Consider the following 13,139-nt stretch of genomic DNA (forward strand, 5'->3'; position numbering starts at 1 on the left):
TTCCGTGGACAGGCATCAACCCCGCAGGAGCGCACTTGTGCGCGATGCTTTTGTTTCAGGCCCAACGCGAAGAGCATCGCGCACAAGTGCGCTCCTGCGGGGGTATCGCAGCGTCGCGGATGGATGTATCGCGGGCTGCGATCAGCCGCGCTGCGCGTCCAGGTACTGGCGCACCACATACAGGTCGGCGACGTTGCCCGACAGCATGCGTTCGAGCGCGGAGTGGCCGCCGAACAGCGGGGCCGCGTTCGGCTTGTGCAGCCAGGCGTCGGCCTGGGCCGGGTCGGGAAACAGGATCTGCAGCGACTTCCAGATGCCGAGCAGGTAGCTGATGCGTTCGAGCGTGTCGCGGCCCGGGCTGCCGCCCTGCTCGCGCTTCCACTTGTAGAAGGTGGATTCGGGCGGGTCGCCGAGCAGGCGGCGCTGCTCGGCCGTGCGCAGCTGCCATGCCTCGGCGAGGCGGAAGAAGCCGCGCAAGGCGGGTGGTCCCAGGGTATCGGCGGGCGGCGCGTAACGCGGCGAGGCTTCGGCGAGGCGGGCGGTCATGGCGGTGACTCTCCCTGTGAAGTACGCCTCGATATTACTACATCCGTGAAGTTTCCTGTCCAGTCCGCCCGGGTTGCGTTCAGGCGCCGTCGCCGGTGCCCTTCGCCTTGGCGCAGTCGCAGCCGAAATCCGGTTCCGGGCCGCCGTCGGCAATGAAGTGGTCGATGCGCTTCTCCAGCACCGGTAGCGGCACCGAGCCGGTGGACAGCACGGTATCGTGGAAGTGGCGGAGGTCGAACTTTGCGCCCAGCGCCTGTTCCGCCTTTTCGCGCAGCTCGCGGATCTTCAGGTAGCCGAGCTCGTAGGACAGCGCCTGGCCGGGCCAGCTGATGTAGCGGTCGACCTCGTTGGCGATCTCGCGGTCGGACAGCGCGGTATTGCCGGTCAGGTAGTCGATCGCCTGCTGCCGCGTCCAGCCCAGGTGGTGGATGCCGGTATCGACCACCAGCCGGCACGCGCGCCACATCTGGTAGGTGAGGAAGCCGAACTTCTCGTAGGGCGTCTTGTAGATGCCCATCTCGTTGCCGAGGTATTCCGAATACAGGCCCCAGCCCTCGCCATAGGCGGAAATGTAGCCATTGCGGCGGAATGCCGGCTGGTCATGCCGCTCCTCGGCCAGTTCCAGTTGCAGCGCGTGGCCCGGATACGACTCGTGCAGGGTCAGCGCCGGCATGTTGTACAGCGGCCGCGAGGGCAGATCGTAGGTGTTGACCAGGTAGGCGTCGGCGCCGCCGCGGCCGGAGGTGTAGTACGGCGCGATGTCGGCCGGCACCGGCACGATGGCGAAGCGCGAACGCGGCAGATGGCCGAAGAACTTGGCCATCTGGCCGTCCACTTCCTTGGCCACCCACGCGCTCTTGTCGAGCAGCTCCTGCGGGGTCTTGGCGTAGAACCGCGGATCGCTGCGCAGGAAGGCCAGGAACGCGGGGAAATCACCCTTGAAGCCGGTGTCCTTCATCACCTCCAGCATCTGCGCGTGGATCTTCGCCACCTGCTCCAGGCCGATCTTGTGGATCGCGTCGGGGCTGAGGTCGAGCGTGGTGTACTCGCGGATCTGCTGGCGGTAGAACGCCTTGCCGTCGGGCAGCGCCTCGGCTGCCAGCGTGGTGCGCGCCTGCGGCACGTACTCGTCGCGGAAGAACTTCAGCAGCTTGGCATAGGCCGGGATCACGTCGTCGCGGATGTGCTGCAGCGCCTGGCCCTGCAGCGCCTGCGCCTGGTCGGCGGGGATCGTGGCGGGCAGCTGCTTGAACGGCTTGTAGAAGCTGCTCTGCGTGGGGTCTTTCAGATCCGCCACCGCCGCGATGGAGACGTCGCGGCCCTTGAGCACTTCGCGCGGCACGCTGAAGCCGCGTTTCAGGCCGAGGCGCATGTTGGCGATCTGCTGGTCGAAATAGGCCGGGATCTGGTCCAGCCGGTCGAGGTACTTGCGGTAGTCGTCGACACTGCGCAGGCGGTCGCCGCCGAGCTCGTAGCCGATGTCCGACCAGAACGCGGAGTCGCTGTTGAACGGCATCTGCCAGGCCTTGAACTTCTGGTCGGCCAGCAGGTTGCCGATCTGCACGTGGTAGACCTCGAAGTTGACCCGATTGCCCGGCGACAGCTGCGCCACGTCGATCGCGTCGAGCTGCGTCATCACGCGCTGCCAGTATTCCAGCCGCCGCTGCTGGCTGGCCGCGCCGACGTCATCGAGCCGGCCGCTGTCGCCGGCGTCCGCATTGCCGGGGTGGCCGCTGCGCCACGCCCATTCGGTGGTGTAGATGCGCTTGAACTGCGCATCCGCGCTGCCCGTGGCGGCGGCCGGCGCCGCCGTCGCCGACGCCATGGCGCACGCGCCGAACACCAGTGCCAGTGCGGCGAGGCGGGTGATCCTGGAGGTCATCTTCAACACGGGGCTCCTTGGCGGGCAATCGGCAGGCGGAGCGCGGCGCGATCCGGCGAACCCGTCAAGCCTAACGCGCCGACCGCAGCTTGAACACGGCGAACGCGTTCAGCGCAGCGCGAGCTGATCCACGCCCACCGCGCGCAGGTAGGCGGCCAGGCCGCGCTCGGCGACGTCGGCGAACACCTCGCCGGTGGGCGTGCCGGTGCCGATGCGGTCAGGACGGAAATTGCGGAAATCCCCGCGCAGCCGGCACCACGCGCCCAGCGTCCACTTGCCGCCCCAGAACGACAGGCACAGCGGCTCGACCTCGCGCACGCTGGACTGGCCGGCCTCGTCGCGATAGTCCAGCCGCAGCACCTGGTTGCCGACGATCGCCGCGTGCAGCTGGTCGATCAGCGCGGCGAAATCCTCGCGATGCTGGTCGCGCCAGACCGGGGCGAAGATGCGCGTGCTGCCGGCGCGCTCGCGCAGGTCCGGCGGCAGTACCGCCTCGATCTTCAGCAGCGCCGCCCGCGCGCTCTCGGCCAGGCGCACGCCGGCGAAGGCCTGCACGAAGCGCGAACCGACTACCAGGGCCTCGAGCTCGTCGGCGTTGAACATCAGCGGCGGGATGTCCGAACCCTTGCGCAGCACGTAGCCGACGCCGGCCTCGCCCTCGATCGGCACGCCGGACAGCTGCAGGTCGGCGACGTCGCGGTACACCGTGCGCAGCGACACGCCCAGGGTCTGCGCCAGCGCGCGGGCCTGCAGCGCGGTGCGCCGACCGCGCAGCGCATGGATGATGAGGAACAGGCGATCGGCACGGCGCATGCGTACATGATTACCGAGCCGGCGCGCGCCGGCCAGCGTCGGAGGTCACGGTCGCGGCGGCGCGAGCGCGGTGCCATCGCGGCCGTCCCGGCGGATCACGCCGACTGCGCCGCCACCAGCGCGGCATCGGCGGCGGCGGCACGCTGCATCGCCGGGCGCGCCAGCACGCGGTCGATGTAGGCGCGGATCACCGGCAGCTCGGGCACCAGCTTGAACGTCACCGTCCAGTTCAGCGCCGTGCCCCACAGCACATCGGCGGCGCTGAAGGTGTCGCCCAGCAGGTACGGGCCGCGTTCGAGCTGGTCGGTCAGCGTCTTCAGCATGGTGTCGTAATCGCCGTAGGGACAGGTGGAGGGCGCGGCGGGTTCGCGCTGCATCGACTTGTCGATCACCGCCGGCTCGAAGCACGAGCCGTAATAGACCAGCCAGCGCAGATACGGCCCGCGCAGCGGGTCGCCGAGCGGCGGCGCCAGCCCGGCTTCGGGGTAGAGATCGGCCAGGTACAGGAACACCGCCGGCTGCTCGGTGACCAGCGCCTCGCCGTGGCGGATCGCCGGCACCTTGCCCATCGGGTTGATCGCCAGGTACTCCGGCTTGCGCGTGTCACCGGTTTTCAGGTTGAGCGCGCGCAGGTCGTAGTCGGCGCCGAGCTCCTCGAGCAGGGCGCGGGTGCCGCCGGAGCGGCTCTGCGGCGCGTGGAAGAAGGTGACGCGTGGGTGATCCATGGAATGGACTCCTTGCCAGGGGATGATGGTGCGGCTCAGCGATGCTGTCCCGCGGACATCCGGCCACCGCGGCGGCCGCCCGAACCAAGCGGGCGGAGAACAAGCTGGAACAACGTGGCCAGCAGGGCACGCCGGGTGCGTGGGGCCGTACCGGCGATCGGCGGCGGATCGGCCTTCGGCAACCGGTACTGGCCATCCAGCAGCAAGCCATGCAGATACAGCGGGCGATACGCCCTCTCGATGCGTTGCAGGATCGTGCTCATGTCGCCCTCCTCAGGCCGCCACCGCTTCGCCGACGCACCAGGGCGGAAGTTGCGCGTGCTTGAACAGGCGATACCAGTCGGCGCGGTCGGTGGCGCTGTACAGGTCCAGCGTGTGGATCACCTCGCGGGCGAACTCGATGCAGCCCAGGTGGCTGGCGCTGATCACGCCGTCGTCGCTGACCGCCAGCACCTCGGCGTCGAACTGCTCCGTGCCGCGATAGCCCGGCACCTGCGCGGCCAGCTGGCCGGCCCAGTTGCCGGTGTGCCGGCGCTGGTCGAGCAATCCGCTGCGGGCCAGCGCCAGCACGCCGCTGTCGATGCCGGCCACCGGCGCGCCGGCGGCATGCACGCGGCCGATCAGCTCCACCGCCGCATGCCCTTCGTCGCGCAGCCACAAATGGCCGCCGGGCACGATCAGCAACGCCGCCCGCGCCAGCTCGACCTCTTCCAGGGCGAGGTCGGGCTTCACCGCCAGGCCGCCCATCGAGGTCACCATGGCCCGCGAGAAACCCACGGTGCGCACCTCCCAGTCGCCGGGGCGACGGATCTCGCACAGTGCCAGCGCCGCCTGCCAGTCGGCAAAACCGTCGAACACCACGAAATAGACCGTGTCGCGCATGTCGTATCCCTCCGTCTTGGAGGTACAGCTTGGCGACCCCCTGCTGCCAACGTGTTGTCAGCAGGCCGGGAATAGGGAATAGGGAATAGGGAATAGGGAATCGGAAAAACATCGCCCGCAGCAGCTGAGGAGCAGGAAGCTTCGAGCTTGGCGAGTCCAGCTCTTCCTATTCCCTATTCCCTATTCCCGATTCCCAGCTCCTCACAAATGCGACAATAAGCGTCTCCCACGCCATGGACCCGACATGAAACCCGTCTCGCTGATCCAGTTCCTGATCGAGGAACGCCGCGCCGGCCACATCAACGCCGAACTTTCGCTGCTGATCGAGGTGGTCGCGCGCGCCTGCAAGCGCATCGCGGTGGCGACCAGCAAGGGCGCGCTGGGCGGCGTGCTGGGCGAGGCCGGCACCGGCAACATCCAGGGCGAGGCGCAGAAGAAGCTGGACGTGATCTCCAACGAGATCCTGCTGGAGGCGAACGCCTGGGGCGGCCACCTGGCCGCCTGCGCCTCGGAGGAGATGGAAGACCCGCAGCAGATTCCGGACGGCTATCCCAAGGGCCAGCACCTGCTGCTGTTCGACCCGCTGGACGGCAGCTCCAACATCGACGTCAACATTTCCGTCGGCACGATCTTCTCGGTGCTGCGCTGCCCGGACGGCGTCACCGAACCGAAGGCCGAACACTTCCTGCAGCCGGGCACCACCCAGCTCGCCGCCGGCTACGTGGTGTACGGCCCGGCCACCGTGCTGGTGCTGACCTTCGGCCACGGCACCCACGAGTTCACCCTGGACCGCGAAGTGGGCAGCTTCATCCTCAGCCGCCGGAATATCCGCATTCCCGGGCAGGCCACCGAATTCGCCATCAACATGTCCAACCAGCGCCACTGGCAGCCGCCGATGCAGCGTTATATCGGCGAACTGCTGGCCGGCAAGACCGGGCCGCGCGGCAAGGATTTCAACATGCGCTGGGTGGCCTCGATGGTCGCCGACGTGCACCGCATCGTGACCCGCGGCGGCGTGTTCTATTACCCGCTGGACGCGAAGATCGAGAAGCAGGGCGGCAAGCTGCGCATCATGTACGAGGCCAATCCGATGGCCTTCATCATCGAGCAGGCCGGCGGCGCAGCCACCACCGGCCGCCAGCGCATCATGGAGGTGCAACCGACCGGCCTGCACCAGCGCGTGCCGGTGTTCCTGGGTTCGAAGGAAGAAGTCGAACTGGCCACGCGCTACCACCTGGAAGCCGAAGGCGCGCAGGCCTGACGCCTTCGCTCCCTCCCCTGCCAAGGCCGGGGAGGGCTGGTGGGGGCCCGCCCTGATCTTCCTCCAGCCGCGCCTCGCTCCCCGGGGGATGCGCCAATCCGGCCCCGGCACGGGGCACGCTGCGCGCGCCTTCCCTACTTGGCGCACGCCACAGCGGGTTGTAGGTTTGACGGATTCCCCCGGCCGGAACCTCTCATGCCCAAGCGCACGCACCTGATCGCTCCCCTTTCGCTGCTGTGCCTGGCGCTGGCGCCCAACGCCTTCGCCGACGCGCCCACGGTGGACCCGCGCATCGAGCAGGTGCTGACCGAACTGGGCAAGGCGCAGTCGATCCAGGCCACCGCGATCTCGCCGGACGGACGGCAGCTCGCTTGGGTGATCCGGCGCGACGACAAGCCGGCGATCGAGGTGGCCAACGCCGACGGCAGCCATGCGCGCCGCGTGAGTGCGGCGGCCACACCGGGCAGCTGCGCCGAATCCGGCATCGCGTGGGCGCCGGACTCGCGCCACCTCGCCTTCGTCTCCAACTGCAACGTCGACCTCACCAGCACCCGGGTGATGCAGAACGACATCTACCTGGCCGACACCCGCGGCAGCACCGCACCGGCGCGGCTGGCCGCGCTGAAAGGCTACGTGCGCGCGCTGCAGTGGACCGACGACGGCAAGTCGCTCGGCTTCCTCTATGTCGCAGGCGCCACCCGCCACGCCAGCGCGGTGGCCGCGGCCAAGCGGCCCGCCGGCGAGATCGGCGTCAGCGGCATCGAGGTGCAACGCGTGGCCAGCCTCGACGTCGCCAGCGGCGCGCTGCATGAGCTGACGCCCGCCGGCATGTACGCCTACGAGTTCGACTGGTCGCCGGACGGCTCGCGCATCGCCTATACCGCCGCGCCGCCGCCGGGCGACAACAACTGGTGGATCGCCAGGCTCTACGTGCAGCCCGCACAGGTCGATGCCGCCGCCACCGTGCTGGTCGATCCGGCCGACACCGCCAGCGGCTCGCTGCACGGGCTGCAGATCGCGCTGCCGCGCTGGTCGCCGGATGCCTCGCGGATCGCCTTCATCGGCGGCCTGATGAGCGACCAGGGCGCCACCGGCGGCGACATCTACGCGGTGCCCGCCGCCGGTGGCACGCTGGTCGACCTCACGCCCGGCATCAAGGTCACGCCGAGCTGGCTACGCTGGACGTCGCCGCGCGCGATGCTGGTCAGCCAGGTCAGCAACGGCCAGAGCCAGCTGGCCGATTACACGGTGTCCGCCACGCGTGCACAGCAGCAGCGCGTGCACTTCACCGTGCCGGCCAGCATCGGCGATGGCAGCGCGTCGATGGCGATGTCGCTGTCCGCCGACCTCAGGCACGTCGCCTTCCTGCAGAGCTCGTACGCCAGCGCCAGCGAAGTGCACGCCGGCGCGCTGGGCAACACCGCGCCGCCGGCGGTGACCTCGTTCAACGCCGGGCTCAAGCCGGCCTGGGGCAAGGCCGAGTCGGTGGAGTGGAACAACGAGGGCTTCCACGTGCAGGGCTGGCTGCTGTACCCGGCCCACTACGATCCGAAGAAAACCTATCCGATGGTGGTGGTGGTGCACGGCGGCCCGTCGAGCGCGGTGATCCCGCGCTGGCCGGGGGTGGGCTACGGCGCCGCGCCGCTGTCTGCGCTGGGCTATTTCGTGTTCCAGCCGAATCCGCGCGGCAGCTTCGGCCAGGGCGAGAAATACGTGCAGGCCAACCGCAAGGATTTCGGCCATGGCGACCTGCGCGACGTCCTTGCCGGCGTTGATGCAGTGGAGAAAATCGTACCGGTTGATGACCAGCGGCTCGGCCTCACCGGCTGGAGCTACGGCGGTTTCATGAGCATGTTCGCGCCGACCCAGACCCAGCGCTTCCGCGCCGTGGTGGCGGGCGCCGGCATCTCGAACTGGCAGAGCTATTACGGCCAGAACCTGATCGACCAGTGGATGCCGCCGTTCTTCGGCGCCACCGTCTACGACGATCCGGCGGTCTATGCCAAGAGCTCGCCGATCAACTTCATCAAGCAGGTGAAAACGCCGATGCTGATCGTGGTCGGCGACCGCGACGCGGAGTGCCCCGCGCCGCAATCGTTCGAGATGTGGCACGCCCTGCGCGCCCAGGGCGTGCCCACCTCACTGGTGGTGTATCCCGATGAAGGCCATCACTTCGTCGACCCGGCGCACCAACGCGACGTGCTGCAGCGTGCGCTGGAATGGTTCAACAGGTACCTGCCGGCCGGCCAGTCGTGATCGATGCTCCCTGGCTGACATCGGCCCGACCTTCAGCGCATGGGCCCCTCCCGGCCCCATGCGCTGGTGTCACTCCGGTGGATCCCTGCGGCGGGTTTTGGTGACCGCGCCGAGGATGCCGGCACCGAGCAATACCACGGCACCGCCAACAATCCACTCGACAGGCACGTGCACCAGCGTAGCGATGTAGGCAAGTCCGCCAATGACAACGATCATGCCAATAAGGTAAAGCGCGAATGAGGACATTGATGACTCCTGTGCAAGACGGTGCACCCGATCAACGTGGTGACCATTCCGCACAGTGCAGCCCATTCGTCCTCACAAGCGCGTGAAGAGCCGGCGGCGAGCCATCCCCCCGGCGCTCCTTGCTCAGCGGTAGTAGCCGCGCAGCTCGTCGGCAAATGCCGGCTCGGCGAAGTTCGGCCAGTGTTCCTTGTCGAAGCCCGGTGCATCCTTGAGCCGCTCCTTGCCGACATTGAGGACAAGACATTTGTTCTCTGCGTCGACGGCCAACGCTTCCCACGGCACCGCAAACAGCTTGTCACCCATGCCAAGGATGCCGCCGAAGGAGAGCACGGCATAGGCAACCTTGCCGGAAGTGGTGTCGATCATGATGTCCTTGAGGTCTCCCAGCGAGTCACCCTGAGGGTTCTTGATGGCGTCGCCGGAAAGGGTGGACGCGGAGAGAAAGCGGGGTGAAGTGGCCATGCGGGATTTCCTCGGGAGCGCACCATGGCATTGGCAACAGTGCTGTGGGGGAGTTGGAAGCCTGCATGGTCAGGCGTGAATCTTCGGTGCCCCCCCGGGTGGACTGCGTGCAACGGGCGTCTAACAAGGTCGTCCGCAAGCCGCCTGCAGACCCGAATCACACAAGCCGATCCGAATGAACGACGTCAGAACAACTCGCCCTGCGGCGACGCCTTGCGCGGCGGGACGAAGCGCGTGATGTCGAGGGTGAGTCCGCGCGCGCGAGCGAAACCGTGCTTGCGGCATGCCACTTCGAAGCGGCGACGCAGCAGTTCGGCGAACACGCCGGAACCACGCATGCGGGTGGCGAAGTTGCTGTCGTAGTCACGCCCGCCGTTCATCTGCTGCACCAGGCTCATTACATGCGCGGCACGCTGCGGAGCGTGCAACGCCAACCAATCCCGGAACAGCGCTTTCAGCTCGTACGGCAGGCGCAAGGTGGTGTAACCGGCGCAGTCCGCGCCCGCCTCGGCCGCGCGCGCCATCACCGCTTCCATGTCCATGTCATTCAGGGCCGGAATGATCGGCGCCACCAGCACGCCGACCGGAACCCCCGCTTCGGCCAGGGTATGGATGGCCTTGATCCGGCGATGCGGTGCACTGGCGCGTGGCTCGAGTTTTGCGGCCAACCGGTTGTCCAGCGAATTGACCGACACGAATACCTGCACCAGCTTCTCACGTGCCATCGGCACCAGCAGATCGAGATCGCGTTCGACCATGGCGTTCTTGGTGACGATGGTGCATGGATGGTGGCAATCGGCCAGCAGTTCCAGCGCGGCACGGGTCAGGCGCCAGCGCTTTTCGATCGGTTGGTAGGGATCGGTATTGCTGCCGATGTTGATCGGACTGACCACGTAGCCGGGCTTGCCCAGCTCAGACCGCAGCACCTCGGCCAGGTTGCCCTTGGCACGCAACTTTGTCTCGAAGTCGAGGCCGGGCGACAGGTTGAGATAACTGTGCGAAGGGCGTGCAAAACAATAGATGCATCCGTGTTCGCAACCACGATACGGATTGATTGCCTGACTGAATGCAATGTCTGGCGAATCGTTGCGGCTGATCACGCTGAGCGCCCGCTCTTCGCTCACTTCGGTGCATGGACGCGGCGAGTCCTCATCCAGCAAGGTGCTTTGCCAGCCGTCGTCCTCGGCCTGATGGTGGATGCTTTCAAAACGGCCTTCGGGATTGGAGGCGGCACCACGGCCTTTGTGTGGTCGGGTCACGGCGAGCTGCTCCGGTGGCGTCGGTGCGGGTGGCGAAGCGGTCATGCGTGCAGTGTCGTCGGTCGTGATCTCAGCCGTCGCGACATTCCCGCTCAGCCGACCGGGTCAACTTGCTGGCTCGGCCACCATCGTCTTGCGCATCAGGTAGTTCTCTACCTTGCCGGTCACGATCATCGGGAAGGCGTCGACGAAGCGCACCGAACATGACGCTGCACAAGCTCGTCACGGTCGCTGCACAGCACAGGATGGACGCTTGCGGGGCGTGGCATGGAGGTGCGCGCAATGTTATCGACCTTTTCCTCTCGCACCAGGAGTTCATGATGACTGCTACGGCCTTGATCATCTTTCTGTTGATTGGCGCCATCGCCGGCTGGCTGGCTGGCCTGCTCGTGCGTGGCTTCGGCTTCGGCCTGCTCGGCAATATCGTGATCGGCATCGTCGGCGCGCTTCTCGCCGGCTGGCTGCTACCTGCACTGGGTGTCAGCTTCATGATCATCGGCCCGATCGTCACCAGCATCGTCTACGCGATGATCGGCGCCATCGTGTTGCTGGTAATCATCGGCTTGATCAAGCGAGCCTGATAGAACCGCGGGAAGAAAAATACGCAGCGTTGCCCCCTGCGCATTTTGTATTTCCGCCACACGATTGATCACTCACCCATGGCTCCACAGAGAGAAACTCCATGGCCATATCGGTGCACGGCCCACCGGTCAGCCATCGACCTACGCCGTTGCAGTAGAAGTATTCGGGTGCTCAATGAGTTCGACGTCGGCACGGTGGCTCGACAACCAAGCCAGTCGCATCGCGGCGTCGCCGATGGTAGTCAGTCGGCTGGGCTCTGCTCGCTGAGACGCCGGTAGATGGTGCTGCGGCTCACTCCCAGTTTGCGTGCGGCGGCGGCGACGTTGCCATCGCAGTCAGCAATCGCCACATTGATCGCCTGCTGCTCGATCGCCTGAAGACTGCCGGACAGACTCATCGACGCTGATTCTGGCGCCGATGTCGGTGCAAGCGGATTCTTCAAATCGGCTGGCAAATCGTCGTGGGTCAGGGTCGCCCCTTTTTCGCCGAGTGCCAGGAAGCTGCGCAGCAGGCCTACCAGCTGGCGCAGGTTGCCGGGCCATGGCATGGCGGACAACTCTTCGACCAGATCAGGGTGCAACGACATCGGAATCTGCTCGGCACCCAGAGAGTGCCAGAGCTGCCTGATCAATGTGGCGAGATCAAGATGATCCCGCAGCGCGGGCAGGCGCAGGGTGGCCTGCGCGACCCGATAGTACAGGTCGGCACGAAATTCACCGCGAGCGACGGCACCGGCCAGTTCGCGATGGGTGGCGGCGATCACGGCGACGTCAATTGCGTGCGCACGACTGCCACCCAACGGCGTGACCTCACGCTCCTGCAGCACACGCAGAAGTCTGCTCTGTGTGCCGAGCGGCATGTCACCCAACTCGTCGAGAAACAGCGTTCCACCATCCGCGTCGCGCAACAGTCCCGTGGCGCCTTCGCGTCGGGCACCAGTGAATGCGCCGGGCATGTAGCCAAACAGTTCCGATTCGATCAGGTGCTCCGGCAGTGCGGCGCAATTGACTGCAACGAACGGTGCTGCGCAGCGCTGGCTACGCTGGTGCAATGCCCGCGCCACCACTTCCTTGCCAGTACCAGTTTCTCCCTGCAGTAATAGGGGGATATCGCCATCCAGCAGGCGTACGCTGCGATCAATCTCGGCTTCCAGCTCGGCAGAGAAAACCGGTTCAGGCAATCGGATTGAGCACGTGCGCTGATTGCGCGGAACGCGCGAGGAGATGCCGTTATGGCTTAGCGCATCGCGTTTGGCATGCAGCATTTCGCCGCTCTGGCAGCGCATGCTGGTCAGACTGCCCGGGCGTGGCAGGGCCGAAACGAACAATTCGTCGTAGCGACGACGGCCGAGCTCTTCCCAGTTGACCCCGAGCAGGCGTAGCGCATGCCGATTGGCGGCCACCAACCGGTGCGCCTCGAATACCAGCATGCCCTCGCGCGCCGTGCCGAGCAGGTCGGGGTCGGGCTGGATACGCACGATGTCGGCACCGTCGAAACGATGTTCGAACAGACGATGTTCAATCTGTTCGACCGCCAGTTGCACCATGCCCAAGGCGTGCAGGTGATGCATCGACGCTTCGCCTGACAGATCAAGTACACCGACAACTTCGCCGAGCGGGTCGAAGATCGGCGAGGCTGAGCAGCTGAGCACGCGGTGCGGCGCGTAGTAATGCTCGCCGCCGCGTACTTCGGCCTCGCGGCGCTCGAACAGCGCCATGCCGATGGCATTGGTACCGGTCACCGATTCGCCCCAGGGTGAGCCGGCACACAGTGACACCCGGGCCGCCTTGTCGAGAAAGCTAGCGTTGCCCAGCGCATCAAGGATGAAGCCGTCGGGGGCGGTGAGTATCACGATGCTGCCGGCCTGATTGGCGCTGGCGTACAGAGCCTGCAATTCCGGCCGGCACAGCCGGCGCAGGACTTCATGTTGTTCCTGCATCTGATTCAGCGCATGCCGCTCTACCGGCGCCACTTCAGGACAGCTATCCGCCATCTGGCCCTGCTGTCGGCAGCGGCGCCATGAGGCGAGGATGTTGTCGGGAACCAGGCCGCGCGGTGCAGTACCGCTGTCGAAAAAGCGGCGGCGTGCATTGCTGATGGATTCGGTCATGCCTGATTGGCGCATGGGATACCTCGTGTGTCGCATTCTGCGACACCTACTCCAAAGGGTGTCTTGATACAGAACACATTAGACGGCGCAGCGCAACCATGCCTTCGAATCGCGG

General features: G+C 66.5%; 13 protein-coding genes. 3 read left to right on the top strand and 10 right to left on the bottom strand.

Going from position 1 to position 13,139, the window contains the following annotated elements:
• Positions 1 to 141 precede the first annotated feature (141 nt).
• The 6 genes from ACVCL9_RS13680 to ACVCL9_RS13705 form a co-directional block, all read right to left on the bottom strand.
• Positions 142 to 546: an MbcA/ParS/Xre antitoxin family protein gene (locus ACVCL9_RS13680; protein ID WP_447097719.1), complete on the bottom strand. Its 405-nt coding sequence runs from the start codon at positions 544 to 546 to the stop codon at positions 142 to 144.
• Between the two features lie 79 nt (positions 547 to 625).
• Entirely contained in the window at positions 626 to 2,428 is a 1,803-nt protein-coding gene (locus ACVCL9_RS13685; RefSeq protein WP_447099505.1) for a DUF885 domain-containing protein, read from the bottom strand.
• A gap of 108 nt (positions 2,429 to 2,536) precedes the next feature.
• A complete protein-coding gene (locus ACVCL9_RS13690; protein WP_395120738.1) occupies positions 2,537 to 3,241 on the bottom strand; it encodes a helix-turn-helix transcriptional regulator in 705 nt (234 codons plus the stop codon).
• Positions 3,242 to 3,336: 95 nt separating this feature from the next.
• Positions 3,337 to 3,966, bottom strand: coding sequence for a glutathione S-transferase family protein (locus tag ACVCL9_RS13695; RefSeq protein WP_447097718.1), 630 nt, complete (start codon positions 3,964 to 3,966; stop codon positions 3,337 to 3,339).
• 35 nt (positions 3,967 to 4,001) lie between these two features.
• On the bottom strand, positions 4,002 to 4,229 hold the full coding sequence (locus ACVCL9_RS13700) for a hypothetical protein (protein WP_447097717.1): 228 nt from the start codon (positions 4,227 to 4,229) through the stop codon (positions 4,002 to 4,004).
• Positions 4,230 to 4,239: 10 nt separating this feature from the next.
• Entirely contained in the window at positions 4,240 to 4,848 is a 609-nt protein-coding gene (locus ACVCL9_RS13705; protein WP_447097716.1) for a DJ-1/PfpI family protein, read from the bottom strand.
• A 244-nt stretch (positions 4,849 to 5,092) separates the two neighbouring features.
• Between ACVCL9_RS13705 and ACVCL9_RS13710 the strand changes: the two genes are divergently transcribed.
• Both ACVCL9_RS13710 and ACVCL9_RS13715 read left to right on the top strand, forming a co-directional pair.
• Positions 5,093 to 6,109 (top strand): class 1 fructose-bisphosphatase, encoded by a 1,017-nt coding sequence (locus ACVCL9_RS13710; RefSeq protein ID WP_395120742.1) that lies wholly within the window; start codon positions 5,093 to 5,095, stop codon positions 6,107 to 6,109.
• Between the two features lie 195 nt (positions 6,110 to 6,304).
• A complete protein-coding gene (locus ACVCL9_RS13715) occupies positions 6,305 to 8,365 on the top strand; it encodes a prolyl oligopeptidase family serine peptidase (protein ID WP_447097715.1) in 2,061 nt (686 codons plus the stop codon).
• Between the two features lie 69 nt (positions 8,366 to 8,434).
• Here ACVCL9_RS13715 and ACVCL9_RS13720 read toward each other — a convergent pair whose 3' ends face one another.
• The 3 genes from ACVCL9_RS13720 to ACVCL9_RS13730 form a co-directional block, all read right to left on the bottom strand.
• A complete protein-coding gene (locus tag ACVCL9_RS13720) occupies positions 8,435 to 8,611 on the bottom strand; it encodes a hypothetical protein (RefSeq protein ID WP_447097714.1) in 177 nt (58 codons plus the stop codon).
• 123 nt (positions 8,612 to 8,734) lie between these two features.
• Positions 8,735 to 9,073 carry a PRC-barrel domain-containing protein gene (locus ACVCL9_RS13725; RefSeq protein ID WP_447097713.1) on the bottom strand — a complete coding sequence of 113 codons (339 nt, stop codon included), beginning with the start codon at positions 9,071 to 9,073 and terminating at the stop codon, positions 8,735 to 8,737.
• Between the two features lie 185 nt (positions 9,074 to 9,258).
• Positions 9,259 to 10,377 (bottom strand): PA0069 family radical SAM protein, encoded by a 1,119-nt coding sequence (locus tag ACVCL9_RS13730; protein ID WP_447097712.1) that lies wholly within the window; start codon positions 10,375 to 10,377, stop codon positions 9,259 to 9,261.
• A gap of 158 nt (positions 10,378 to 10,535) precedes the next feature.
• On the opposite strand from ACVCL9_RS13730, the gene ACVCL9_RS13735 reads away from it, so the two are divergent.
• The gene (locus tag ACVCL9_RS13735) at positions 10,536 to 10,913 is read left to right on the top strand and encodes a GlsB/YeaQ/YmgE family stress response membrane protein (RefSeq protein WP_447097711.1); all 378 of its coding nucleotides are present in this window, start codon (positions 10,536 to 10,538) and stop codon (positions 10,911 to 10,913) included.
• 242 nt (positions 10,914 to 11,155) lie between these two features.
• Here the strand turns inward: ACVCL9_RS13735 and ACVCL9_RS13740 are convergent, their stop codons facing one another.
• Positions 11,156 to 13,024 carry a sigma-54-dependent Fis family transcriptional regulator gene (locus ACVCL9_RS13740; RefSeq protein WP_447097710.1) on the bottom strand — a complete coding sequence of 623 codons (1,869 nt, stop codon included), beginning with the start codon at positions 13,022 to 13,024 and terminating at the stop codon, positions 11,156 to 11,158.
• Positions 13,025 to 13,139 lie beyond the last annotated feature (115 nt).

This window comes from Rhodanobacter sp. UC4438_H5 (genome assembly GCF_052978405.1).